This window comes from Rhodococcus sp. AG1013 (assembly GCF_003350365.1).
Classification (GTDB): Bacteria; Actinomycetota; Actinomycetes; order Mycobacteriales; family Mycobacteriaceae; genus Prescottella.
Genome location: NZ_QQAT01000016.1, coordinates 85,138 through 109,417, shown reverse-complemented (window position 1 = coordinate 109,417; position 24,280 = coordinate 85,138). Strand labels below are relative to the sequence as shown.

The 24,280-nt window shown below is 69.0% G+C and carries 26 protein-coding genes; 12 read left to right on the top strand and 14 right to left on the bottom strand.

The annotated features are described in order from the left end of the window. The gene (locus tag DEU38_RS19180) at nucleotides 1-732 is read right to left on the bottom strand and encodes an enoyl-CoA hydratase (protein ID WP_114722979.1); all 732 of its coding nucleotides are present in this window, start codon (nucleotides 730-732) and stop codon (nucleotides 1-3) included. A 175-nt stretch (nucleotides 733-907) separates the two neighbouring features. Here DEU38_RS19180 and DEU38_RS19175 point away from each other — a divergent pair, with 175 nt between their 5' ends. Next, nucleotides 908-1,978, top strand: a complete 1,071-nt coding sequence (locus DEU38_RS19175) for an NAD(P)-binding domain-containing protein (RefSeq protein WP_114722978.1) — start codon at nucleotides 908-910, stop codon at nucleotides 1,976-1,978. A gap of 1 nt (nucleotide 1,979) precedes the next feature. Here the strand turns inward: DEU38_RS19175 and DEU38_RS19170 are convergent, their stop codons facing one another. Beyond that, entirely contained in the window at nucleotides 1,980-3,338 is a 1,359-nt protein-coding gene (locus DEU38_RS19170; RefSeq protein ID WP_114722977.1) for a DUF1254 domain-containing protein, read from the bottom strand. Nucleotides 3,339-3,405: 67 nt separating this feature from the next. Between DEU38_RS19170 and DEU38_RS19165 the strand changes: the two genes are divergently transcribed. Next, the gene (locus tag DEU38_RS19165; protein ID WP_114722976.1) at nucleotides 3,406-3,885 is read left to right on the top strand and encodes a cupin domain-containing protein; all 480 of its coding nucleotides are present in this window, start codon (nucleotides 3,406-3,408) and stop codon (nucleotides 3,883-3,885) included. A gap of 31 nt (nucleotides 3,886-3,916) precedes the next feature. On the opposite strand, the gene DEU38_RS19160 is transcribed toward DEU38_RS19165, so the two are convergent. After that, nucleotides 3,917-4,336: an SMI1/KNR4 family protein gene (locus tag DEU38_RS19160; RefSeq protein WP_114722975.1), complete on the bottom strand. Its 420-nt coding sequence runs from the start codon at nucleotides 4,334-4,336 to the stop codon at nucleotides 3,917-3,919. Nucleotides 4,337-4,700: 364 nt separating this feature from the next. Between DEU38_RS19160 and DEU38_RS19150 the strand changes: the two genes are divergently transcribed. Continuing rightward, nucleotides 4,701-6,089 carry an HNH endonuclease signature motif containing protein gene (locus DEU38_RS19150; RefSeq protein ID WP_114722973.1) on the top strand — a complete coding sequence of 463 codons (1,389 nt, stop codon included), beginning with the start codon at nucleotides 4,701-4,703 and terminating at the stop codon, nucleotides 6,087-6,089. 48 nt (nucleotides 6,090-6,137) lie between these two features. Here the strand turns inward: DEU38_RS19150 and DEU38_RS19145 are convergent, their stop codons facing one another. Then, nucleotides 6,138-6,728, bottom strand: a complete 591-nt coding sequence (locus DEU38_RS19145) for a TetR/AcrR family transcriptional regulator (protein ID WP_114722972.1) — start codon at nucleotides 6,726-6,728, stop codon at nucleotides 6,138-6,140. 42 nt (nucleotides 6,729-6,770) lie between these two features. Here DEU38_RS19145 and zapE point away from each other — a divergent pair, with 42 nt between their 5' ends. Further along, entirely contained in the window at nucleotides 6,771-7,862 is a 1,092-nt protein-coding gene (gene zapE / locus DEU38_RS19140; RefSeq protein ID WP_258558004.1) for a cell division protein ZapE, read from the top strand. Here the strand turns inward: zapE and DEU38_RS19135 are convergent. From DEU38_RS19135 to DEU38_RS19125, 3 genes are all read right to left on the bottom strand, one after another. Beyond that, on the bottom strand, nucleotides 7,849-9,345 hold the full coding sequence (locus DEU38_RS19135; RefSeq protein WP_114722971.1) for a DHA2 family efflux MFS transporter permease subunit: 1,497 nt from the start codon (nucleotides 9,343-9,345) through the stop codon (nucleotides 7,849-7,851). The two genes, zapE and DEU38_RS19135, sit on opposite strands and share 14 nt — an antisense overlap. Next, nucleotides 9,342-9,986, bottom strand: coding sequence for a PadR family transcriptional regulator (locus DEU38_RS19130; RefSeq protein ID WP_114722970.1), 645 nt, complete (start codon nucleotides 9,984-9,986; stop codon nucleotides 9,342-9,344). Before DEU38_RS19130 ends, DEU38_RS19135 begins: the two co-directional genes overlap by 4 nt. Nucleotides 9,987-10,098: 112 nt before the next feature. Beyond that, nucleotides 10,099-10,935: an aldo/keto reductase gene (locus DEU38_RS19125; RefSeq protein ID WP_114722969.1), complete on the bottom strand. Its 837-nt coding sequence runs from the start codon at nucleotides 10,933-10,935 to the stop codon at nucleotides 10,099-10,101. Nucleotides 10,936-11,069: 134 nt separating this feature from the next. On the opposite strand from DEU38_RS19125, the gene DEU38_RS19120 reads away from it, so the two are divergent. The 3 genes from DEU38_RS19120 (at nucleotide 11,070) to DEU38_RS19110 (ending at nucleotide 13,571) form a co-directional block, all read left to right on the top strand. Beyond that, nucleotides 11,070-11,678 carry a class I SAM-dependent methyltransferase gene (locus tag DEU38_RS19120; protein ID WP_114722968.1) on the top strand — a complete coding sequence of 203 codons (609 nt, stop codon included), beginning with the start codon at nucleotides 11,070-11,072 and terminating at the stop codon, nucleotides 11,676-11,678. 61 nt (nucleotides 11,679-11,739) lie between these two features. Next, a complete protein-coding gene (locus DEU38_RS19115) occupies nucleotides 11,740-12,579 on the top strand; it encodes an LLM class flavin-dependent oxidoreductase (protein WP_114722967.1) in 840 nt (279 codons plus the stop codon). Between the two features lie 194 nt (nucleotides 12,580-12,773). Further along, on the top strand, nucleotides 12,774-13,571 hold the full coding sequence (locus DEU38_RS19110) for an SDR family oxidoreductase (protein WP_114722966.1): 798 nt from the start codon (nucleotides 12,774-12,776) through the stop codon (nucleotides 13,569-13,571). A gap of 51 nt (nucleotides 13,572-13,622) precedes the next feature. On the opposite strand, the gene DEU38_RS19105 is transcribed toward DEU38_RS19110, so the two are convergent. From DEU38_RS19105 to DEU38_RS19090, 4 genes are read right to left on the bottom strand one after another with little or no spacing between them, the layout of a single operon-like run. Then, nucleotides 13,623-14,552 (bottom strand): SDR family NAD(P)-dependent oxidoreductase, encoded by a 930-nt coding sequence (locus tag DEU38_RS19105; protein ID WP_114722965.1) that lies wholly within the window; start codon nucleotides 14,550-14,552, stop codon nucleotides 13,623-13,625. Further along, nucleotides 14,549-15,361 (bottom strand): enoyl-CoA hydratase/isomerase family protein, encoded by an 813-nt coding sequence (locus DEU38_RS19100; RefSeq protein WP_114722964.1) that lies wholly within the window; start codon nucleotides 15,359-15,361, stop codon nucleotides 14,549-14,551. Before DEU38_RS19100 ends, DEU38_RS19105 begins: the two co-directional genes overlap by 4 nt. Then, on the bottom strand, nucleotides 15,358-16,374 hold the full coding sequence (locus DEU38_RS19095; RefSeq protein WP_114722963.1) for a TIGR03617 family F420-dependent LLM class oxidoreductase: 1,017 nt from the start codon (nucleotides 16,372-16,374) through the stop codon (nucleotides 15,358-15,360). Before DEU38_RS19095 ends, DEU38_RS19100 begins: the two co-directional genes overlap by 4 nt. Beyond that, nucleotides 16,371-16,988: a TetR/AcrR family transcriptional regulator gene (locus DEU38_RS19090; RefSeq protein WP_114722962.1), complete on the bottom strand. Its 618-nt coding sequence runs from the start codon at nucleotides 16,986-16,988 to the stop codon at nucleotides 16,371-16,373. The genes DEU38_RS19095 and DEU38_RS19090 overlap by 4 nt, the downstream gene beginning before the upstream one ends. A gap of 121 nt (nucleotides 16,989-17,109) precedes the next feature. Here DEU38_RS19090 and DEU38_RS19085 point away from each other — a divergent pair, with 121 nt between their 5' ends. Next, nucleotides 17,110-18,747, top strand: coding sequence for an ABC-F family ATP-binding cassette domain-containing protein (locus DEU38_RS19085; RefSeq protein WP_114722961.1), 1,638 nt, complete (start codon nucleotides 17,110-17,112; stop codon nucleotides 18,745-18,747). Nucleotides 18,748-18,766: 19 nt separating this feature from the next. On the opposite strand, the gene DEU38_RS19080 is transcribed toward DEU38_RS19085, so the two are convergent. The 3 genes from DEU38_RS19080 to DEU38_RS19070 all read right to left on the bottom strand — a co-directional run bounded on the left by DEU38_RS19080 (nucleotide 18,767) and on the right by DEU38_RS19070 (nucleotide 21,176). After that, on the bottom strand, nucleotides 18,767-19,957 hold the full coding sequence (locus tag DEU38_RS19080; protein WP_114722960.1) for a Dyp-type peroxidase: 1,191 nt from the start codon (nucleotides 19,955-19,957) through the stop codon (nucleotides 18,767-18,769). Then, nucleotides 19,950-20,507: a copper chaperone PCu(A)C gene (locus DEU38_RS19075; RefSeq protein ID WP_114722959.1), complete on the bottom strand. Its 558-nt coding sequence runs from the start codon at nucleotides 20,505-20,507 to the stop codon at nucleotides 19,950-19,952. The genes DEU38_RS19080 and DEU38_RS19075 overlap by 8 nt, the downstream gene beginning before the upstream one ends. Before the next feature lie 126 nt (nucleotides 20,508-20,633). After that, entirely contained in the window at nucleotides 20,634-21,176 is a 543-nt protein-coding gene (locus DEU38_RS19070) for a hypothetical protein (protein WP_114722958.1), read from the bottom strand. 101 nt (nucleotides 21,177-21,277) lie between these two features. On the opposite strand from DEU38_RS19070, the gene DEU38_RS19065 reads away from it, so the two are divergent. The 4 genes from DEU38_RS19065 to DEU38_RS19050 are packed head-to-tail and all read left to right on the top strand — an operon-like array spanning nucleotide 21,278 to nucleotide 24,216. Then, nucleotides 21,278-21,568: a helix-turn-helix transcriptional regulator gene (locus tag DEU38_RS19065; protein WP_114722957.1), complete on the top strand. Its 291-nt coding sequence runs from the start codon at nucleotides 21,278-21,280 to the stop codon at nucleotides 21,566-21,568. Further along, a complete protein-coding gene (locus tag DEU38_RS19060) occupies nucleotides 21,561-22,112 on the top strand; it encodes a hypothetical protein (protein ID WP_114722956.1) in 552 nt (183 codons plus the stop codon). The genes DEU38_RS19065 and DEU38_RS19060 overlap by 8 nt, the downstream gene beginning before the upstream one ends. Beyond that, nucleotides 22,109-23,008, top strand: a complete 900-nt coding sequence (locus DEU38_RS19055; RefSeq protein ID WP_114722955.1) for an ABC transporter ATP-binding protein — start codon at nucleotides 22,109-22,111, stop codon at nucleotides 23,006-23,008. Before DEU38_RS19060 ends, DEU38_RS19055 begins: the two co-directional genes overlap by 4 nt. Then, nucleotides 23,005-24,216: an ABC transporter permease gene (locus tag DEU38_RS19050; RefSeq protein ID WP_114722954.1), complete on the top strand. Its 1,212-nt coding sequence runs from the start codon at nucleotides 23,005-23,007 to the stop codon at nucleotides 24,214-24,216. Before DEU38_RS19055 ends, DEU38_RS19050 begins: the two co-directional genes overlap by 4 nt. Nucleotides 24,217-24,280: the final 64 nt, after the last annotated feature.

The window sequence follows — 24,280 nt, the reverse complement described above, 5'->3', positions numbered from 1 at the left end:
CTACCTACCCCGAAATTCCGGTGCGCGCTTCTCCGCGCGGGCCGCGCGGGCCTCCTGCGCGTCGTCGCTGCCCCAGGCCGCGAACAACGCGGCGAGCTGCTCCTCGGTCTGCGGCTCGCGGGTCCCGTCGTCGTTGAAAACGAGCTTGAGGTGCCGAACCGACAGCGGAGCGAGCTCCGCGATGGTGCGCGCCCACTCCTGCGCCGCGACGAGGTCACCGATCTTGTTCGCCAGTCCGCGCGCGAAAGCCTCTTCCGCCGAGAGCATCTCGGCGCCGAGCAGCATGGTCCGCGCCGGTCCGCCGCCGACGAGCGACACCAACCGGCGCACCGTCCACTTGTCCACCGTGATCCCGAGCTTCGCCGCCGGGATCCCGAACCGCGCCTCGGACGCGACCACGCGCAGGTCCGACGCCAGTGCGAGCTGGGTACCGGCCCCGATCGCGGGGCCGTTGATCGCGGCGATCACCGGGATCGGGATCGAGTCGATGGTGTGCAGCATCTCGAGCAGCGTGTCGGTGAATCCCTCGGCGTAGACGTCGCCGGACAGGTCGGCACCCGCACAGAACGCGGTGCCCTGACCGGTGAGCACCACCACCCGGGCCTCCTCCGCGACCGCCTTCTCGAGGCCCTCGCGCAGCGCGATGCACAACTCGGAGTTGAGGGCGTTGCGTCGATCCGGACGCTGTAGCTCGAGCGTGACTACGTGGCCGTCACGGCTGGTCCCGATCATGTGGCTCCACTCGCTTTCTCGGGTGCGGGGACCCCGTCCGCGTGTGGACGGGCCCCGGCGGGTGCGCTCCGAACAGTACCTGTCACGCAGCATCCACAGACACACCGAGTTCGATGGAACAACGGACCCGTCGGAGGCGTTGCGGCAGATTCAGGCTATGACAGATCGGAGCGTGATGGACACCGACCTCGAGGTTGTCGTGATCGGGGCGGGGCAGGCGGGCCTGTCCACCGCGTACCACCTGCGCCGTTTCGGGCTCGCCCCCGAACGGGAGTTCGTGGTGCTCGACCATGCGCCCGGACCGGGCGGGGCGTGGCAGTTCCGCTGGCCGTCGCTGACGCTGCGGACCGTCAACGGGGTGCACGACCTCCCGGGGATGCCGTTCGCGGACACCCTCGGGCCCGACACCGACACGGTCCGGGCGGCCGACGCCGTCCCCCACTACTACGGGCTCTACGAGAAGCGCTTCGAGCTGCCCGTCCACCGCCCCACGCACGCCACCGTCGTGTGCGATCGCGGCGAGCGGCTGGCCGTCGAGACACCCGACGGCACCTATCTGACCCGCGGGCTCGTCAACGCGACGGGCACATGGGAGCGTCCGTTCGTGCCCGCCGTCACCGGCGCCGAGCAGTTCACCGGACGCCAGTTGCACACCCGCGACTACCGGTCGGCGCGCGAGTTCGAGGGGCAGCACGTGATCGTGGTCGGCGGCGGCATCTCCGCGGTGCAGTTGCTCGACGAGATCTCCTGCGTCACCACCACCACCTGGGTCACCCGCCGGGAGCCACAGTTCCGCGAGGAACCGTTCACGCCCGAGATCGGCAGGGCCGCAGTAGCGCTCGTCGAGGACCGGGTGCGCCGCGGACTGCCGCCAGGATCGGTGGTGTCGGTGACCGGACTGCCCGTCACACCCGCGATCCGGGCCGCGCGCGAACGCGGCGTACTGGACCGACTGCCGATGTTCGCCGAGATCACCGGGCCCGGCGTGCGCTGGCCCGACGGCTCCGAGCAACGCGCCGACGTCATCCTGTGGTGCACCGGTTTTCGGTCCTCGCTCGACCGCCTGGCACCGCTGCGCCTACGCGGCCCCGGCGGCGGCATCACGATGACCGGCCGGCTCGCGACGCAGGTGGCAGCCGATCCCCGCGTGCACCTGGTCGGCTACGGGCCGTCGGCCTCCACGATCGGAGCCAATCGCGCGGGGCGCGCCGCGGCCCGGGAGCTGACGCAATACCTGAAGGGGTGAGTCAGCCGCGGTCGGACTTCACGATCGGCGGTATCCGGTAGCTGCCGTCGAGCACTGCCTCGTCGGGGATGTACATGCGCAGCAACGGCCGGAACGAACCCGTCGGCGTGGGAAGCCAATTCGCACGCGCCGTCGGGTCGGCCGGTTCGGTCGCGCTCAGGGTCACCGTGAGCGAACCGTCCTCGCCGTAGACGAGGCCGTCGGTGCGATCACCGATCGAGTACCGCTCCAACGGGTTCGCCACCAGGTAGTAGTTCGGCATGCTGTACATGGTGATCGACCAGAACGCCTCCACCGGCGGGGTGGGCGCGAAGGTGATCGTGTAGGTGTGGTCGCCGGTCAACTGGTCGCCCTCGGAGTCCGTGTAGATGGGACTGTAGGCAGCCTCGTACCCGTGGTTACCCCACAGCCCACCCATCGCCGCCGCCGCACGCAGCCCGATCGCCTTGGCACGATCCGAGATTCGCCATTCCGGCGCGTCGATCGTCCCGATCTCGAAGAAGTCGTCGTTGTAGTCGAAGACGTGGAAGGTCTGGTGCCAGCCGTTCACCACGGCGTCGCCGGCACCCGACTTCAAGGCGTCCTCCACCTTCGCGCGGCCCTGCGCGGCGCCCTCGATCAGGATCTGGGCGAGAGCCGGGTCGGCGCCGACGTAGGGCGACGGTCCCGTCTGGAGCAGTCCCAGCGGCGCGAAGGCGTGTTGCAGCGCCAGGTCGCGCGGTGCCGGTGGGAAGGCCTGCAGATACAGCCGCAGCTTCTCCCAGAACAGAAGCTCTTCCGGCACTGCGGGATCCGGCTCCGGCAGCCCCTCCGGATCGGTGGACGTCATCGCGCTGAGTGAAGTCTGCTCCTGCAGCTTCTGCACCCGCGGCAGATCACCGGGTCCGTCGCACGCCCACCGGCCGACGACCGACACGATGCGCGTCGAGCAGTGCACGGGCGTCGCACCCGCCGGCAGTTCGCCGGGCCAGCCCGGCGGAACCAGTACGTAGGTTCCCGCCTGCGTTCCGGTCGCCCGCTTACCGATGTACGCGAAGTTGTTGGTCCACGCATCGACGAACTGGAGGACGAAGTACGCGTCCGCCGTGTCGGGCACGTCCAGCAGGAGCGGCCCCACACCGAGATCGAGTTGCGCAATCGAATAGACGGTGTCGTTGTTGATCGAGACGAAGGTGTCCTCGGGACCCGCCAGATCCGTCGCATGGCTGAAGGAATTGAACGGGGCCGCCGCGTTGGCCCCGACCCCTGTCGTCACGAATCGTTGCACTTGGGACAGGTTGAACACCGGAGCGAAACCGTAGATGAACGCCATGACTGCCGACTCGACGTTGACTGCCGAATCGCTGCTCGGATTGGTCATGGCTCATTCCACCACCGTTGGCGCACCTTCGCTCGCGATCCGCGAACTTTGGGTTCATCATGGTCTGGTGACCGAATTCCCCGCATGGGCACGCTCGCTTAACCTCGTTCCCCATCCGGAAGGCGGCTGGTACCGCGAGACGTGGCGCAGCGATATCGAGTTACCGGGCGTCGCGCTGCCGAACATGTACGGCGGCGCACGCTCCGCCGGGACGGCGATCCTGTTCCTGCTCGAGCCCGGACAGCAGTCGGCGTGGCACTGTGTGCGCGGCAGCGAGATCTGGCTGTACCACCGCGGTAGTCCGATCCTCCTCGAGCTCGGCGGCGACGGTGACACACCCGGCACGGTGACCCCACACGTCGTCGGGCCCGACATCGCGGACGGGCAGAGCCCGCAGATCGTGGTGCCGCCACGCACATGGCAGCGGGCCCGCCCAGCCGACGACGAGGCCGGCCTCGTCAGCTGCGTCGTCGTTCCCGGCTTCGATTTCGCAGACTTCCGCCTCGAAGGCCAGGAGTACCCGATGTCGTCGCCATCGCAGTACTGATGGGTCGCATCCGCGATTCGTCCTCGGCGGGTCAATCGTGGACGTTGTCGGCGAGGAGAGTTCGAAAATCGGGAGCGAGTTCCACTGTTTCGCCACCGTTGTCGTGATCGACGAGGCAAACGCTTCCGTCGGCAGCGATCCAGATCGGGTTACCGGAACCGTCGTCGGCGATGACGACACCGTCGACAACGGTTCCGTACGCCTCACGCGCCCAGGTGGTCAACTCGATGCTGCTCTCGCGCCCGAGGATCGAGGCGTTGTCCCACGCGTGTACGGGCACACTGACGAAACAGCCACCCCAACGGCCGACGAACTCCTCGTAGTCCGCGTCGGGAACGAGACCCAGAGCGCTCAATCCGTTCCGGAGCTCGCCGGAGGGAATGGGCCGACCGGGTCCGTAGGTGGCCACCGCGCGTTCGATGCGTGCGACCAGTTCAGCACCGAGAGCCATGCACGCGATCCTAAGGCCCAGGGATGCCGGGCGAGGCGGCGCCGGTAGGTGCGTTCGGGAATCTGCGCGAGTGGTGCGAACCTCGAAACTGGCAGCCCGGACGCCTCTCTCAGGGATTCAAGGTCCCGGAAAGGACCTGATCGACCAGCTTCGCGCTGTGCTGCCAGATCCGCAGTTGCACCGCCGCCTCCGCCAACGCCAGCTTCAGCTGCTCGTTCTCGCTGCGCAGGCGCCGCTCCTCGAGCGTGCTCCGCTGCTCGGCCGGGCCGGACGGCTGTTCCCCGAGACGCTGTCGCCCTTACCAGAAAGTCTGACGCACGAGAAATCCATTGACTCGAACATCAGTTCGAACTAGACTTGCAGCATGAATCCGGGGGGAATCATCGAACCAGGCGCAGCAGCCTTACCGCTGCACGCCGACGACGTGCGCGCGCTCCCCGAATCCGAACTCGTCGCCGCCGCGGTCGACATCTCCCGCGAGATCGAACGACTCGAAACACTCCGCGTCGCCGCTGTCGCCGAAATCGACGAGCGCGCAGTCTCGTTCGACGCGATCGGCTTCCGCAGCGTCAAGCTCTGGCTCGCATCGACGACCCTGCTCGAAGTACCCGCCGCCGCACGGATCCTCGCCCTCGGTAAAGCCCTCCGACGCCAACCCGAGATCGCCGACGCCTACGACAATCTGCGCATCTCCGCCGACCACGCCGGGTTGATCGCCAAGTTCTGTGAGCGCCCGCCCCGCGGCATGCCCGACGAAGCCCTCGATTCGTGCCGAAACGTGCTGCTGGACTGCGCCACCGGCACCACAGCCACCACCGACACCCTGCGCGGCACCATCGCCAAACTCGAGCGGATCTTCGAATCCGACGACCTGCCCGCCAGCGAAGACACCGACCGCAACGAACTCCACGCCTCCAAAACTTTGAACGGGCGCGTCGCCGTCAAGGGCGACTTCGACTCGGTCACAGGCGAAATGCTCCTCACCGCACTATCGGCACTGACCAAACCGAGGAACCCGGTCGACGACCCCGCCGGCATGCGCACCCCCGGACAACAGCGCGCCGAAGCGTTCACCGACGTCCTGCGGCACTACCTCAACTCCGGCGCGGCCCCCATCGAAGGCGGCGAACGGCCGCACCTGTCACTGCACGTGAGCGCCCGAGACCTCGCACGCACCAAAGCGAGCGGTCACGACCAACAAGCCGGCAGTGACGAGCAGTCACCCCGCCGCGCGAGCGCGAACGCAAGCGCAGGAGCGGGCGTGAACACGGGCGCGGGCAGGGGCAGGGGCACAGGTGATTCAAACCCGTTCGACGACGCCGATGTCGCGTGGATGCCTTGGATGGGACCGCTCACCATCGAATCGGCCCGCCGCATCGCCTGCGACTGCGACCTCACCCCGATCGTCATGAAGGACGGGGTACCACTCGACCTCGGCCGCACCACCCGCACCGTGTCGAAGAAACAACGCCGAGCCCTCGTCGCCCGCGACAACGGCTGCGCCTTCCCCGGCTGCGGCGCACCACCCGCACACTGCGAAGGCCACCACGTCAAACACTGGGCCGACGGCGGACCCACCGACCTCGACAACCTCGTACTCCTGTGCCGCTACCACCACCGACTACTCCACCACTCGCACTGGGAAGTCGAGATCGGCACCGACCGCCACCCGTGGTTCACCCCACCGAGTTCGGTCGACCCCTACAAGAAGCCCATCCCGGCGCACAATCGCGCAGGACCACTCGCCGCATGACGCTGTAACCGGCGCCCAAACCGGGTGCCGGCTACAGCGGGTTGCATTTCAGGACTCGGCAAGCGCGGCCAGCCACAACCGGACCGTCGACCGAAGCCGATCGGCGCCCAACGCCGATCCGCTGCCGAGCACCGATCGAGACCCGTACAGAGCGTCGAACACCAGCCCCTCCAGCAGGCTGACCAGGTCGTGTGCCGCGATGCGCGGATCACTCGCGCCGAGTGCGTCCATCAACCCCGTCGCCTTCTCCACCGAGAAGAGACACCCAGCGAGTGCAGGTCGAAGCTCCTCGTCGCCGGCTGCATCGACGGCGAGCGCGTAGCGCGCCAGGACGTCACGGCGTCGATCGGTCAGCAAGAGACCGACCTGGCCGGCAATCAGATCGGCGGCACTGTCGACCGACAGGTCCACGTCTACGGCGTGCGCTTCCACAAAGGCCTGCCGAGACCGCTCGGACAGGCGCCGGACCGCAGCACCCACCAGAGCATCACGGGTCCGGAAGTAGTACGACGTGGACCCCTTCGCGAGCCCGAGCCGCCTGTCGATCGCCTGGTGCGTGACGGCGTGGTTGCCGCCCTCGGCGGCGAGCTCGAGCGCGGCGTCACAGATCGATTCGCGGCGTGAGGGACGGTGATTCATGTCTCCCATTCTCCCAGACTCTACGATGCTAGAGTTTCGGCCGTGAGATGGTTCCGGCGCGCGCCCCTCCCCGCCCTGCACGTTCCCGCCGCAGTGTTCGAGACTGCGGCCGCCGATCGCGGATTCGCACTCGATCACGCTCAGCGGCAAGCGATCTCCGACCTGATTGCAGCCGACGGCCGCAGCGTGTATCTGTGGGGACCCGTAGGCCGCGGGAAGAGCTGGCTGTTGAACACGTACTTCGACGGCCTGCCGACGGAGCACAAACTGCGCGTGCACTTCCACGAGTTCTTCCGCGACCTCCACGTCGCCATCCGCCGACGCGGCCACAACCTCGACGCCGCGCTCGACGACCTGCTCCGTGACGTCCGGGTGCTGTGCTTCGACGAGTTCCACGTCCACGACGTCGGCGATGCCACATTCGTCGCGCGACTGCTGCCCGCGCTCCTCGCCCGCGACGTCACCCTCGTGGTGACGTCGAACTATCCGCCGCACCGCCTGATGCCCAATCCGCTGTTCCACGACGCTTTCGTTCCGACCATCGAGTTGATCGAACGGTCGCTGGCCGTCGTCGCGGTCGACGGGCCCCGTGACTATCGCACCGGCTCGGACCACGCCGCCGGATTCGCGGCCGGGCACTGGGTGGTCCCTGCAGACGCTGAGCAACTCGCTCTGCTCGGGCTCGAGCGCCCCGATCCGACCGAACGACGGACGATGTCACCGTGTGGGCACCCGCTCGTTGCGCTCCGCGCCGACGCGCACTGCCTGTGGTTCGACTTCGCGGACCTGTGCGGCCACACCACCGCGCCGGCGGACTATCTGGAGCTCACCGCACGGCACGAACGCTGGGTGATCAGCGACATCCCCGATCTCGTGCACGCGGGAAGTGAACCGGCGCAACGCTTCGCCAATCTCGTCGACGTCCTGTACGACCGCGACGTCGAGGTGACGTTCCTCGCCGCCCGAACGGTCGACTCGCTCGCCGGCGCCGAGTATCTGCCCGTCGACATCGACCGGATCCTGAGCCGGCTCGGACAGTTGCAGACGCTGCCCACAGAGACGGCTCCGGCCGCCGCCGGTGCGAAAGCACCGTCGACGGCCGGAACGACGACCGAATCCGTCAGCTGGGAGTAGCGGCCGACTCGGTGTCGGCCACGACCTCGCGCACCGGCTCGCCCTTGCGCGGATTGACGAAGAACAGCACGACGGCGAAGCCGAGCATCAGCACGGCCGCGGGCAGCATCGCCGACTGGGCCATCGCGGTCGCAAACGGTTCGCGGACCATCTCGGGCAGCTGTCCGCCCATGAAGTGGCCCTCGCCTGCCGAGGCACCGCCGCTGATTCCGACCGAGGACAGCTCGGCCGTGATCCGCGACGTCATCAACGCGCCCATCGCGGCGCTACCGAGCACGGCTCCGACCTGGCGGGTGGTGTTGTAGACGCCCGAACCGGCACCGACATGCGCCATGGGCAGGTTCCGGGTCGCGGTCGCGGAGACCGGAGCCCAGATGAATGCGTTGGAGGCACCGATGACGGCCATCGGGACCAGGATCTGCCAGATCGGCGTGGTCGGGGTCAGTCGCGTCGCCAACCAGGCGGTGGCGAGGGCGAACGTCAGGAAGCCCGGTCCCGCGATGAAGCGCGGATGCGCCTTGTCGACGAGCCGTCCGACGAACGGGGCGAGGATGCCGGTGACGATCGCCATCGGTGCCATCAGCAGGGCCGACCGCGTCGGCGACAGACCGGTGACGCTCTGCGCGTAGTACATGAACGGCAACATGACTGCGGTGATGGAGAAGCCCATCGTCATGATGCCGAGGTTGGCGACCGAGAAGTTCCGATCGCGGAACAGGGCGAGCGGTACCAGCGGTTCGCTGCGATTGACCCTCTGCCACCACACGAACGCGATCATGACCACGACGCCGACACCGATCAGCACCCAGGTCCGTGCGTCCCAGTCGTAGGAGTTGCCCTCCTGCAGGCCGAAGACGATGCAGAACAGGCCGATCGCGCTGAGCGCGACACCGACCAGGTCGAACTTGTGGTTGCTGGTCGGCAACACCGGGACCAGACGCCACGCGAGCACGAACGCGACGACACCGACGGGGACATTGACGATGAAGATCCACTCCCAGCCGAGGTTGTCGACGAGGACTCCACCGAGGATCGGACCCACCAGAGTCGCGACGCCGGCCACCGAGCCCCACAGGCCCATCGCGGCTCCGCGCTTGTCCGGCGGGAAGATTCGTGTGATGACGGCCATTGTCTGCGGCGTCATCATCGCCGCGCCGAGGCCCTGGAAGACGCGGGCGACGATCAGCATCTCGATGCCGCCGGACAGGCCGCACCACAGGGACGCGAGGGTGAACACGACCAGGCCGATGAGGTACATGTTCTTGGGGCCGAACCGGTCACCGAGCCGACCGGTCACCAGCAGCGGCACCGCGTACGCGAGCAGGTAGGCGCTCGTCACCCAGATGACCGCGTTGACGTCGGCGTCCAGTTCGGCGGTGATGACCGGGTTGGCGACCGCGACGATCGTGCTGTCGACCAGGATCATGAAGAACCCCAGACACAGGGCCCACAGGGCCGGCCAGGGCTTGACTTCGGTTTTCATTGGTTGCCCTTCTGATCTGCGAGTTTCTGGTCCGCACGTAGCTGGTCCGCACGTTTCAAGATTTCGAGGTGTTCGTCGGTCACCCACGGGATCTCACCGCTGTGGACCCGGGCCGCGAACGCGCGCAGCCAGTCGAGTTCGGCCTGTGCCATGGCCCGGGTGTACGAGAACGGGATGGTGAACAGGTCGGGAACCTCGCGCCCCCGAGCAGCCTCGGCGAAAGCATCGAGCTCCTCGATTTCGGTTGCCAGCGCGGCGATCCGACGTTCCAGCAGCGCGAGGGCCTCAGCCGATCCGAGGTTGTGCAACTCGGCCAGGCCGAGGGTGAACTGCGGGTACTCGGAGGCCGGGACTTCCACCATCTCGGCCACGCGCTCACGGACCGCGGCACGTCCGGCCGGGGTGATCTCGTAGGTGGTCCGCTCGGGGCGGTTGCCCTGCCTCTCGATGCCCACCACCGCCACCAATCCGTCGCGCTCGAGACGGTCGACGGCGTGGTACAGCGAGCCCGGCCGGACCTTGACGATCCGGTCCTTCCGGCGGGTGACGAGGAGCTGGTACATCTCGTACGGATGCATGGGCCGCTCGAACAGGAGCGCGAGGACGGACACCCCGAGGGGTGTGACTGATCGCGGCAGCATTCCTGTCACCCCACTTCCGCGCCAAATATTCCGCGTGGAATATACGGCCGTGGAGGCTTCACCGGCAATGCCCTGCGAGGCCTGTGACCAGGAACACTGCCGCGAGTCGCCGTCAGCCGAACGTCGCCGGGTCCGGTCCGAGACGACCGTCCGGGGAGTCGAGGGAACCGATCGCGAACATGTCGTCGGCGGTGAGTTCGAAGTCGAACACGTCGAAATTGCTCGCGATCCGCTCGGGCGTCACCGACTTGGGGATCACCACGTTGCCCAACTGCAGGTGCCAGCGCAGGATCACCTGCGCGGGGGTGCGACCGCGTGCCTCGGCGATCGCACCGATCGTGGGGTCGCCGATCGTGGTCCCCTGTCCGAGCGGGCTCCACGCCTCGGTGACGATGCCCATGTCCGCGTGGACCGAGCGCAGGTGCGCCTGCCCGAAGCCGGGGTGCAGTTCGATCTGATTGAGAACGGGCGCCTCTCCGACCTCCTCGACCAGGCGCTCGAGATTCTCCGCGGTGAAGTTGGAGACACCGATCGACCGCACCCGCCCGTCGGCCTTCAACTGCTGGAGCGCCTTGAACGTGTCGATATACCTGCCCTTCGCCGGGGCCGGCCAGTGAATGAGGTACAGGTCGAGGTACTCGAGTCCCATTCGCGCGAGGCTGTCGTCGAACGCGCGCAGCGTCGAGTCGTAACCCTGGTCGTCGTTCCACAGCTTCGTGGTGACGAACAGGTCGTCGCGGGCGACGCCGGAGTCGGCGAGGGCACGTCCGGTACCGGCCTCGTTGTCGTAGATGCGGGCGGTGTCGATGCTGCGATACCCCACCCGTAGCGCCTCACCGACGGCGTCGTACGCCTGATCGTCGGGCACCTGGAACACCCCGAAGCCCAGTTGCGGAATCGTGTTGCCGTCATGGAGAGCAACGGCAGGTACAGAACTTGTGGAGGTCATATCGGGGCAACCACGGCGGCGCGCCGACATGTTCCCGGCGTCCCAGAACGTGGACACCGCGATGTCGTTGCGCGGCGCGCACGGGCAGGCATACGTTCGATCCAGGTGGTCTGATCTCCCGGAAGGGGCGGGCAATGAACCTCGGGTACCGGCTGGCGTATCGGCTCGGCTTCACACCGTGGGAGAACGCCGGGCGCAGTGTCTTCGGGGACCAACTGGGCCAACTGTTCGACGCAGCACCTGCCCCGACCGACGCGACCGCCGCGAAGGCCCTCGACCTCGGCTGCGGCACGGGCGACCATGCCATCGAGTTGGCGATCCGCGGGTGGTCGGTCACCGCCGTCGACACCGTCCCGCTCGCGATCGAGCGGGCCCGCGCCAAGCTGCCGATCGCGAACGCGGATGTGACGTTCGTGCTCGGCGACGTCACGAATCTGCCCGCGTACGTGGACAGCGGGTACGCCCTGGCGCTCGACGTCGGCTGCTTCCACGGGCTCGGTGAGGCGCAGCGCAGGGTGTACGGCAACGGCCTGACCGCTGTCACCGAATCCGGCGCGCAGTTGCTGATGTTCTCGTTCTCGCCCGGCCACCGAGGTCCACTGCCACGCGGCGCGTCCCGCTCCGACGTCGAGCGGGCGCTCGGCAAGTGGACCGTCGTCGGGGACGACGCCATGGACACCACGGCCGCGCCGGTAATCCTCGCGAAGACAGAGCCGCGGTTCTTCCGACTCGTCCGCGACTGACCACCGTCGACCGGAACGAGACCGGAACGATTCGCAATGCAAACGGGTTGCCGTCGGGGTGATGCCGAAGCTTTCCGTACTCGACCTGTCCCCCATCGCCGAGGGTTCCACCGTCGGCCAGGCCCTCCGCAACACGCTCGAGCTGGCTCGACGCGCCGAGGAACTCGGCTACCACCGGTTCTGGCTCGCCGAACACCACTCCATGCCCGGCATCGCCAGTTCGGCACCCGCGGTGATGATCGGCCAGGTCGCGGCAGTAACCGATTCCATTCGCGTCGGCTCCGGCGGCGTGATGCTGCCCAACCACGCACCGCTGGTGGTGGCCGAGCAGTTCGGCACGCTCGACGCCCTGTACCCGGAGCGGATCGACCTCGGCATCGGCCGCGCACCCGGCACCGACCAGGTGACCGCGCACGCGCTGCGCCGCCAAGCCGACGCGCTGGGCGCCGACGAGTTCCCGCAGCAGCTCGCGCACCTGCGCGCGTTCTTCGACGACGACTTCCCCGCCGACCACCCGTACGCGGCGATCACCGCCGTCCCGGGGCTGGGCGCGAAGGTCGCGGTGTGGCTGCTCGGCTCGAGCACGTACAGCGCGCAGGTCGCCGGGATCCTCGGTCTGCCGTTCGCGCTCGCCCGGCACTTCTCCCCCGCCCAGACGATGCCGGCACTGCGCGTGTACCGGGAATCGTTCCGGCCGTCGGAGGTACTCGACGAGCCGTACGCGATGCTGACGGTCACGGTGATGGCCGCCGACGACGACGAGCGCGCCCGCTACCTCGCCGCCCCGATGAAGCTGTCGATGGCGCGGTTGCGGGCGGGCGATCCCGGCCGGTTCCCGAGCCCGGAGGAGGCTGCCGCGAACCCGCTGACGCCGGAGCAGGAACGGCTGATCGCGGCGTAGTCGCGTCCGCAGCAGCCTCGAGCCGATCGGTCCGGAAAGTCCCGGCCGGTGGAATCGGCGATGTGATCCAGGCCACGTCGACGGATACTCGCAGTGCTCGACCCGCCTTGCGCCGTTGCCGGCGCCCACCGGGTCGCGGACAGTTCCACGAAAGATGCTGTCGCACAGGATACGAACGACGAGGAGATCGATACATGATCGACAAGACCAAGTACGGGCCGTGGGCCGTCATCGCGGGCGGCTCGGAGGGCGTCGGCGAGGAGTTCGCCGTCCAACTCGCGGAGGCCGGTCTGAACCTGGTGCTGCTGGCGCGCAAGCCGGAGCCGCTCGAGGCGACCTCGGAGAAGGCCCGAGCCAAGGGCGTCGAGGTCCGGACGCTGTCCGTGGATCTGACCGCGGCGGACATGCTCGACCAGATCCGCAGTGCCACCGACGATCTCGAGGTGGGACTGCTGGTCTACAACGCCGGCGCCAACACCTACGGCCACGAGTTCGTCACCGGCGACCTCGACCGCTTCCAGCAGGTCATCGATCTCAACATCACCGGCCAGCTCGAGCTCGTCCAGCACTTCGGCGCACCGATGAAGGACCGCCGGCGCGGCGGTCTCCTGCTGGTCGGTTCGATGGCGGGATTCCTCGGCTCCGCCCAGATCAGCATCTACGCAGGTGTGAAGTCGTTCTGCCGCACCTTCGCCGAGGGCCTGTGGCTCGAGATGCGCGAGTACGACGTCGACGTCCTCGAGATGGTCCTCGGTGTCACCCGGACCCCCGCGATGGCCCGCGCCGGGCTGAACATGGACATCCCCGGCCTGAACGTCTCCGAGCCCGCGGACGTGGCGGCGCAGGCTCTCGCAAACCTGTCGAACGGCCCGGTGGTGGTCGCGAAGGGCAACGAGGGCGCGGTGGAGAAGCGCAGTGGTGGCAACCGGGCCGAACTGCTGCTCGCCGCCCAGGCCGCATCGAAGGCGATGCTGCCGCCGGAATCCAAGTAACACAACGCGATCCGGGGTCGACTTCGTGGGCGACCCCGGATCGGCGATCGGTCAGCGGGCCGTCAGGCGTTCCGACAGCTCCCACAGCGCGGCCGCGGTGACCGGGTCGGCGGCATGGGCCGACGCCCGGCCGATGCCGCAGTCGGCGAGGTACGCCCCGCCCGCGCCGTCCAGGTCGGCGGACGTCGCGGCCCACACCGAGGTGGCCGCCGCGGCCGGGATCGATTTGAGATTCGCGAGCAGGCCGGGCTTTCCGGCACTCATCCGCTTCATCTCCGCGAAGTCGTCGCGGGACATGTACCGCGACAGACCCGTCGCGCACACCCCCGGGTGCACCGCGAACGCCTGGATACCACTGTCTGCGTAGCGATGCTGGAGTTCGACGGTCATGAGGACGTTGGCGGCCTTGGACTGTGCGTACGCGACGAACTTGTCGTAGGGACGCTCCACGAAGTTCGGGTCCCCCAGATCGACGGCGTGGGCCCGGTGCGCGTCGGACGACACCGTCACCACCCGGGCGGGTGTCCCCGAGCGTCGAGCCCCGTCCTGCAAGTGTGGCAACAACAGGGTGGTCAGCAGGAAGTGGCCCAGGTGATTGGTGCCGAACTGCAGCTCGAACCCGTCGGCGGTGCGCCCGAACGGCGTGTACATCACCCCGGCGTTGTTGAGCAGCAGATCCAGGGGCTTCCCGATCTCGTCGATGCGCCGGGCCGCCGCTCGGACAGTGCGCACGTCGGCCAGATCGACGGCGACGGCATGCAGTTCGGCGTCCGGGATCTCGCCTCGGATCCGATCGGCGACGGCTGCCGCCGCGGTACCGTCGCGGGCCGCCAGGATCACTGCTGCACCGGAGGCCGCCAGCGCACGGGCGGTCTCCGTGCCGAGCCCGCTGGTCGCACCGGTCACCACCGCGGTTCGCCCGCGCAGGTCGATCCCGGCGAGGACCTCGTCGGTCGTGGTATCGGGCCCGAAACCGTTCATTCCCAAGGCAGTTCCTTCCAGTCGGTCGACACGCGCGCGGACCAGTCCGGGTCGCGCCGGTCGAGAAATGCGCGCACACCCTCGGACGCGTCGGCGCTGCCCATCACGCGGTGGTGGAGCTCGGTCTCGAACTCGGCCACCCGTTCCGGGGAGAATCCGTACCGCGCGGTGTCCCACAGCAGTCGCTTCGACAGCGCCGCCGACATCGGTGCGACGTTGGTGGCGATGTCCCGCGCCATCGCCAGCGCCGCGGGGAGCACCTCGTCGGCGGGCAGGGATCGGCTCGCGATTCCCAGCCGCACCGCCTCCGGGCCGTCGAAGGTGCGCCCGGTCAGCAGGATCTCGGCGGCCGCGGCCATCCCGGCCGCACGCGGAACGGTCCAGTGCGACATCGCATCCGGGACCACCCCCCGCCGCACCTGCGGGATCGCGTACTTGGCGTCGTCGGCCACGATGCGGATGTCGGCCTGCATCGCGAGGGTGAGGCCGATACCGATGGCGTGGCCGTTCACCGCGGCGATCACCGGTTTGCGGAGGTCGAAGGCCGGCGGGTTCACCGGCGACGCGGAGAACCCGTCGTGGGTGGGTGCGGCGAAGGTGTCCGTGCCGGCGGTGAGGTCGGCCCCGGCACAGAACGCCGGCGGGGTTCCGGTGAGCACCAGGACTCGGACGTCGTCGTCGGCGTCCAGGGCGCGGTAGAGATCGCCGAGCGTGCGTCCCATGGCCCCGGTGAACGCGTTGCGCTGCTGCGGCCGGTCGAGCGTGAGAACCGCGACGCCGTCGACGATCTCGACCAGGACGTCGCTCACGACGTCAGCGCCTTGACCGCCGCGACGAGGTCGGCGATGTGCCGGTCGTCGACGTCGTACCCGGGGAAGTAGCAGCACACCCGGTCGCTGTGGTCACCGAAGCGCGCGACGATCTCGGCCGCGCATTCCTCCGGGGTACCGTGCACCGCGAGGGTCGCGAGCATCTTGTCGTCGATCAGGTCGCGCATCGCGGCGAACTCTCCCCGCTTGGACAGCACGTTCAGCTCGGGCTGCAGGTCCGCCCAGCCCTCCACCTCGAGCACCGGCCGGTACGCAGGCGTGGAACCGTAGAACGCCAGGAGTCCGCGCACCCCGAGCGAGGCCGCGGCGAGTTCGTCCGGGGTGCGCCCGACGCCCACGATGATCTGCGGATAGATCGCGAGGTCCGCGCGGGTGCGGCCGCCGCGGGCGAGCCCCTCCTCGACAGCGGGTAGGGTCCGTTCCTGAAAGTGCCGGACGCTGTTGAACGGCATCACGAGCAGGCCGTCGGCCACCTCTGCGGCGGTGCGGGTCATGATCGGGCCCAGGGCACCGAGACAGACCGGCGGTGGGCCGTACGGGTTGGGCCCGGGATCGAAGGTGGGCGGCATCAACGTGTGCGTCGTGAACTCGCCCTCGAAGCGCAGGCGCGAATTCCCTTCCCACGCATCGAAGATCGCCTTGATCGCGAGTACCGTCTCGCGCATCCGAGCGGCGGGGCGAGACCACTGCGAGCCGTACCGCTTCTCGATGTGGGGGCGAATCTGGGAGCCGAGACCGAGCCGGAACCGTCCTCGGCTCAGCAGCTGCAGATCGTAGGCGGTGTTCGCCAGGTGCATCGGACTGCGCGGCAACGCGATCGCGACGTTCGTCATCAGGTCGGCCTCCACCACCGACGCGGCGGCGACCAGCGGCACGAAGACGTCGTGCGCGCCCTCGAACGTGAACAGACCGTCGACCCCGAGGTCGACCAGTTCCCGCGCTCGCTGGGCGGCATGTTCGGGCCGCCCGTCCAGTTGCACGTCGATCTTCACGAGTGACTCGCTTTCGTCTCGGACGCGGCCGCGACCCCGCGGCACGCGAGTGTGTACAGGGCGTCGGTGAGGGACTCCACGAACGCCTCGGCGTCCACGTAGCCCTGGGTGAGGCCGCGGATCGACGTCGCGCCGGTGAGGATCTCGAAGAGGATCGACGCATCGACCGGTCCGGGGACTTCGCCGGTCTGGGCGGCCCGGTCGAGTCGCGCGACGAACGCATCGCGGACCGGTGCCTGCCGGGCGAGCAGACGGCTGCGGTCCGCGTCCGCCTGCATGTCGGACAGCAACCCCGGGACTCCGGCCCGCGCGGCAGGACTGGCCGCACGCACCAGGAACGCCCGCGCCCAGGTCGCCAGGTCCGCACGCAGATCCCCGGTGTCCGCGGGCAGGTCGTACCGGCCGGGGCCGTGCACGGCCTCCTCGATCAGCGCCTCCCGGGTGGGCCAGCGCCGATAGATCGCGGGCGCACTGACCTGCGCCCGGCGCACGATCGCGGCAATGGTCGTCTGCTGGTAGCCGACGTCCGCGAGCAGACGACGGGCAGCGACCAGCACCGCGTGATCCTTGCCGGGGTCCCGCGGTCGACCCACCCGCTGCGTACGCTCACTCATTACGTTTCATGCTAGGACGTTATGTAGCTGTTTCGCGGCGAAATCGCGGAACTGGTGCGGACAGCGTGCCCGAGTCGGTACCGGCCCGCGATGGCACCCCGCCACCGGGGATAATTCCCACGTGACTGCAACACTGCGCATCTCCGGCCTGTCCGCATCTCGGGGCGAGCGCACCCTCTTCACCGACCTCGATCTCACCGTCGCGCCCGGCGACGTGATCGGACTCGTCGGCGCAAACGGAGCCGGCAAGTCGACGCTGTTGACCACACTCGCCGGGGTCGGGAGCGCCGACGTCGAGGGAACCGTCACGCTCAGCCCGCCGGACGCCACGGTCGGATACCTCGCACAGGAACCGGACCGGATCGCCGGTGAGACGGTGCTCGAATTCCTGGGGCGCCGGACGGGCGTCACCGCCGCCGAGTCCACGATGAACGCCGCCGCCGAGTCGCTCGCGGACGGCGGTGAGGACCTCTACTCCCCCGCCCTCGACCGCTGGCTCGCCCTCGGCGGTGCCGACCTCGCCGAGCGCGCCGAGAAGGTGCTCTCCGACCTCGGCCTGGACGTCACCGGCGACGCCCACATGACGGACCTGTCGGGCGGCCAGGCCGCCCGCGCCGGGCTGGCGTCGCTGCTGCTGTCCCGCTACGACGTGCTGCTGCTCGACGAGCCCACCAACGACCTGGACCTGCCCGGCCTCGAGCAGCTGGAACAGTTCGTCGCCGAAACCCGGACCGCGCTGGTGGTGGTGAGCCACGATCGAGAGTTCCTGGCGCGCACCGTGACCGGCATCGTCGAACTGGATCTCGCGCAGCAGCAGATCGCGGTGTACGACGGCGGCTACGAGGCCTATCTGGTGGAACGGGAGGTGGCTCGCCGTCACGCCCGCGAGGCGTTCGACGAGTACGCAGGCAACCTCTCCGCGCTCGAGGATCGCGCGCAGATGCAGCGCAACTGGCTCGAGCACGGTGTCCGCAACGCCCGCCGCAAGGCCAAGGGCGGCGACTCCGACAAGATGGGACGCAAGGCCCGCGCGGAATCCACCGAGAAGCAGGCCGCCAAGGCCCGTCAGACCCAGCGCCGGATCGAACGACTCGACGTGGTGGAGGAGCCCCGCAAGGAGTGGGAACTACGGATGGAGATCGCCGCCGCGCCGCGTAGCGGTGCGGTGGTGGCAACGATGAGTGGCGCCGTGGTCCGACGCGACGGCTTCACGTTCGGCCCGGTCACTGCACAGGTCGACTGGGGTGACCGCATCCTCATCACCGGCCCCAACGGATCCGGCAAGTCGACGCTGCTGAGCGTCCTCCTCGGCAAGCTCGCCCCGGACGAGGGCACGGCAACCCTGGGATCGGGTGTCGCGGTCGGCGAGATCGACCAGGCACGTGGACTTTTCGAGGGCGACGAGGTGCTGTCCGACGCGTTCGGTGCGCAGGTCCCGGACTGGCCCGAGGCCGAGGTCCGCACCCTGCTCGCCAAGTTCGGCCTCAAGGGGCACCACGTGCTGCGGCCCGCGTCGTCGCTGTCGCCGGGCGAACGTACCCGTGCGGCCCTCGCGCTGCTACAGGCTCGGGGCGTGAACCTCCTGGTCCTCGACGAACCCACCAATCACCTCGACCTGCCGGCGATCGAACAGCTCGAGCAGGCGATGGAATCCTTCACCGGCACACTGCTGTTGGTCACCCACGACCGGCGGATGCTGGAGTCGACGCGCAGCACCCGACGGTGGCGGATGGACGGCGGCCGACTCAGCGAGAGCTGAGCCGGCCACCGACTGGGCGTCAGCCCAGCAGAACCTGCCCCAGGTACTCGCCCTCACGGCATCCCGGCAGGATCGCGAACACCGCGGACCCGATCGGCGTCGACCACTGGTTGAACATGTCCAACTCGGCGAGGCGCTGTTGCACCGGCAGGTACTGGGCGTCGACGTCGGCCTGGTAGGCCACGAAGATCAGCCCCGAGTCGGAGACTCCGACACCATCCGGCGCCTCGTCGTAGTTGTACGCCCGGCGGTGGAAGCGCTCCCGCGGGTCGACGGGACGGGCCCGAGCGATGTGCGAGAACTCGGAGATGATCGTGAGCCCGCCAGGTCCGGTGGCCTCGAAATCGGGTGTGTCGTGCTCGGATTCACCGGTGAGCGGCGAGCCGTCGGACATCCGTCGGCCCATCACCACGTCACGGCCGGGACCGTCGAGTTCGTCCCACCCGTCGAGGTCGAGGTGGATGCGCCGGATCACCACCGACGTCCCGCCGGCCAGCCACGGCTGCTCCGCACCGTCGTTCCACACCACCTGCGCGAAGTCGTCGCTGCCTGCCTGCGGGTTGACGGTGCCGTCCACCTGCCCCATCAGATTCCGCATCGTGGTGCCGTCCGGTTCGCTGCCGCGGGCGCGGCGGAACCCGCGCTGCACCCAGCGCACCGTCGCGGTGTTGCGGGCAGCCTTGAGCAGCACCCGCAGCGTGTGGGCGACGGTGACCGGATCGTCCGAGCCCACCTGCAGCAGGATGTCTCCGTCGTTCCACCGCTCCTCGAGTCGGTCGATCTCGTACGGCGGCAACGGCTTGCACCACGACGGCCGCCGATCCTCGAGTCCCGCGGCCCGGAACGCGCCCGGGCCGAATCCGACGGTGACGGTGAGCCGCGCCGGTGCCGTCGCGAGGCCGGGCTCGGTGTCGGCGAGTGCGCCGCGCCCCGCGGTGAGCCGGGCCGCGTCGTCGGTCCACACCCGCATCATCCGGACCAGCGCGGCCCGGTCGGTGCCGGGACGCAGGTCGAGTCCGACGAACGTGGTGTGCGCCTGCGGCGTCGTCTCGATGCCCGCCTGGTGTTCCCCGTGGAACGGGACCACCGGCGAGACGGCTTCGGCCCTGGCGGGGCGGGCGACAACGGCGCCCGCCCCGAGGCCGAGGCCGACGCCGCCGACAGCGACGGCACCGGCCCCGAGCAGCCGACGGCGGCTGATATCAGCCACCGTGGTTCATCCCCTGGGTTTCCGCGGGCGCCGCACCGTGGTCGCCACCGCTGTACTCCTCGCGGGCGCCGGTGAAGTCACGGACCTGCGCCGTGAACTGGGCGGTGGCACCGTCGGCGAACTCGAACGTGAACGGGACGTCGGTGCCGGCCTGGACCGGTGCGGGCAGGTCGAACAGCATGATGTGGTCGGCTCCCGGCTTGAGCTCGTACGTGCTGTGTGCCGCCACCGTCACGCCGCCGTCCTTCTCGCGCATCTTCATCGCGCCGGTGCCGTCGGGCGCCATCTCGTGCAGTTCGACGCGCGGCGATGCCGTCGTGGTGACCTTGGTGAGGTTGACCGGGTTGTCGGAGTTGTTGACGATGGTGCCGAACAGTGCGGTCATGCCCGTGTCGGCCGCCTTGACCCACGAGTCCTGCAGCGCGATCGCCGCGGTGTCGGTACCGCTCGACTTCGAGTCGTCCGAGTCGCTGCTGCAGCCGGTGAGAACGAGGCCGGCAGCGACCGCCACGCCGATCGCGAGGGTGCGGGCGCGGGTGAATGCCTTCATGAATCTGTGCCTTTCGTGTGCGGGCGCGCGGCAGTCGTCAGGCGCGCGGGCGCGGCCCGCAGGGTGTGGGAGGACACGCGTCGATGGCGCGAGACGGCCGTGACGCGGTGAAGTGAGGTGAAGCGATCAGCAGAAGACGGGTGGTCCGCGGCGCGCGATGGGACCGACGCGCACCACCGACAGGGGCGGGCGGATGTCGGTGACGACATGCGGAGACGCCGGCTCGAGCCGGACCGGCAGGGCGGCGAGTATCCGCGGCACGATGCGGCGCAGCGCGGCGTAGGCGCGGGGGCCGATGCGTTCGGCACCCGCGATGAGGGCCGCACACAGCACGACAGCGACGGAGTGCGCGAGCAGCATCGGCACCGTCAGGTGTGAACCCGAGTGAGCCCCGGCGTGCGCGTCGCCCAGCGACAACGCCGTATGGGAGAGCACCTGACCGGTGGCCAGGACGGGCACGAGCCACATCCGCCGGACGGCGAGGGCGGGCACCGCAACCACACACGCGGCCAGCACCGTGGCGACACCGGCGAGCAGCAACAGGGTCACGCCGTGCGGGGCGCCGCCACCGGCGATTCCGTGCGCACCGATCGCCAGAGCGATTGCGGACCCGGCGACGGCGACGCCACGCACTTGACGTGCGAGCTCCTCACCTGGGCCGATACGCATGCCCCGAGGTTACTACAGGTCGTCGTATCGGCCGGCCCCGGTGCACCACGGACTGTTCGCTCGATTTGACAGGTTGTTGGGTTTTCCCAACAATCTGTTGCATGAGTCCGGTGCGACGTGGGGCCAACCTCCCCATCCACAACCGCATCGCCGTGCTGCGCGCCGAGCGCAAGATCAGTCGGGCTCGACTCGCCGAACTGATCGAGGTGAACCCTCAGACCGTCGGCGCGCTCGAGCGGGGCGACCACTACCCCAGCCTCGACCTGGCGTTGCGAATCTGCGCGGTGTTCGAGCTTCCGGTGGAGGCCGTGTTCTCGCGAACGGAGTTCGGACCACTCAGCGCCGAGCTGTACCGAAACGATCGAGCCCGAGAAGGAGAGAGCCATGCCTGACGCCGGCATGCTCGAGCGCTATCAGGCCTTCCGCACCCGCCGCTTCCTGCGCAACGAGGAACAGTTCAAGAACTGGCTGCCGAGCTGGCGGACACAGCGTCGGCGGCGCGCACTCGTCGCGCTGCTGGCCGTGATCTTCGTGTGCATGCTCGCGGTGGGCGTCGTCTGCCTGACGAACATGCGGATCGGTCCGCTGCTGTGGCTGCCGGCCGGAGCGTTGTTCATCACGGTGTGGACGACCCTGCAGATCGTCTCCGGCCGCCAGGGCGACGCCCCGCGTGACGCTCTCGACGAGTGGGAGATCGCGCAACGCGACAGCGCCCGCTCGATCGGACTCACGGTGACGCAGGTCCTGACCTTCGTGCCGGCGATGTTCCTGATCATCGGCGGAGCACTCGACCTCGGCATCGATCGCCCCAACTTCATCTACGCCAGCGGACTCTTCGTCCTCACGACGCTCATCATCGGCGCCTGTGTACCCGCGATGATCCTGGCGTGGACCCGCCCCGACCCCGATCCCGACGACCATCTGGAGCCCGAATGACCGGACAGACCCTCACCTTCGACGGGATCTCGAAACGCTACGGCGATCTCGTGGCCCTCGAGGGCCTGAGCTTCGAGGTCCGCCCGGGCGAGATCTTCGGGTTCGTCGGCAGCAACGGTGCCGGCAAGACCACCACGATGCGGATTGCGCTCGGAGTCCTCGCGGCCGACAGCGGCGAGGTCCGCCTCGGCGGCAAGCCCGTCGATCTCGAGGTGCGGCGCTCGATCGGCTACATGCCCGAGGAACGTGGCCTCTACCCGAAGATGAAGGTGGGCCGCCAGCTCGCGTACTTCGCGGAGCTGCACGGGCTGTCCCGCGCCGACGCCGCCGATTCGGTGCGCCGGTGGACCGAGCGCCTCGGCATCGCCGAGCGCGTGAACGACACCGTCGACTCGCTGAGCCTGGGCAACCAGCAGCGCGTGCAGCTCGCGGCCGCGCTCGTCCACGATCCCGCGGTGCTGATCCTCGACGAGCCGTTCTCCGGGCTGGACCCGGTCGCCGTCGACGTCATGAGCAACGTCCTGATCGAGAAGGCGAAAACCGGTGTCCCGGTGATCTTCTCGAGCCACCAGCTGGACCTCGTGCAGCGCCTGTGCGACCGGGTCGGGATCGTCGCCAAGGGTCGGATGAGCACGATCGGAACCGTCGACGAACTGCGCGGCCGGGGCGATGTCCGACTCGAGGTCCACGCCCCCGCGGCGCCGCCCGGATGGGCCGACCATCTCTTCGGCGTCACCACCGTGAGCCATACCGAGGGGCGGACCCTGCTCTCCCTCGGCGCGGGCGCCGACGACCAGGCCGTCCTCGACGCCGCTCTGAAGACCGGACCGGTGCACGAGTTCACCGTCCGCAAGCCGTCCCTGACCGACCTGTTCCGAGAGGTGGTGTCCGCATGAGCGGCACTCGAGAGCGGGGAGGAATCAGCCCGGCCCGCGCGATCGCGCTGGTCGCCCGCCGTGAATTCCTGACGCAGGTGTCGAAGAAGAGCTTCGTCATCAGCAACGCGATCATCCTCATCGCCATCGTCGGCGGCATCCTCGCCGTGTCGCTCTTCTCGGGAGGCGACGACGACGACCGCGCGAAGGTCGGACTCGTGGGCGACCAGTCGCTGAGCGCGGCCCTGGTCGCGACCGGGGACGCAGCCGGTAACCCGGTCGAGGTGACCGAGATCGCCGACGAGCAGACCGCCCGCAGCCAGGTGGAGAGCGGCGACCTCGACGTCGCACTGATTCCCGGCGCCGACAACGGCGTCACCGCGATCACCGAGTCCGAGATCGACTCGTCGCTGCGGGTCGTGCTCGACGCCGCCGTCGCGACGCAGGCCCAGTCGGCAGCGCTGGCCGCCCAGGGCGTGGACGCCACACAGCTCGCCGCGGCCACCGAGGGCGCCGTCGTCACCGTGGAAGCGATCGATCCGCCGGACCCCGAGCGCGGACAGCGCATCGCGCTCTCGACCGCCGTCGTCTTCCTGCTCTACATGCAGATCCTGGTGTTCGGCATGTACGTCGCAATGGGCGTGGTCGAGGAGAAGTCGTCCCGCGTCGTCGAGTTGCTGCTGTCCACGCTGCGTCCGCTGCAGCTGTTGTGGGGCAAGGTGATCGGCATCGGTGCAGTCGGGCTCGCGCAGCTGACGGCGTACGGCGTCGCGGGTGTCGGCACGGGCGTCGCGACCGGAGCACTGACGCTGGGCGGCACCGCGTGGGGCACACTGGCCGGCACGCTCGGCTGGTTCGTGCTCGGGTTCGCGTTCTTCGCGGTGCTCTACGCCGCGACCGGATCGATGGTCTCGCGTCAGGAGGACGTCAATTCCACGGCGATGCCGCTGACCATCCTCGTGATGGCGATGTTCTTCTCCGCGTTCACCGCCGTGCAGGATCCGGACGGCACGCTGTCGAACGTGCTCAGCTGGATTCCGCCGTTCTCCGCGATCCTGATGCCGCTGCGCATCGCCGCGGGCGTCGCGTCTCCCGCGCAGATCGCCGGCACGATCGCGCTGATGCTCGTCGTCACCGTGGCGATGTCGGCCCTCGCCGCCCGCATCTATCAGCGGTCGATCCTGCGGATGGGCAAGACGGTCTCGTGGCGTGAGGCCCTCGCCCGGTAACTAGTCTGGAGCCGTGACGGCCGCCGCCGCTCCTCGAGCGGCGGCGGCCGCTTCGTAACGAAGT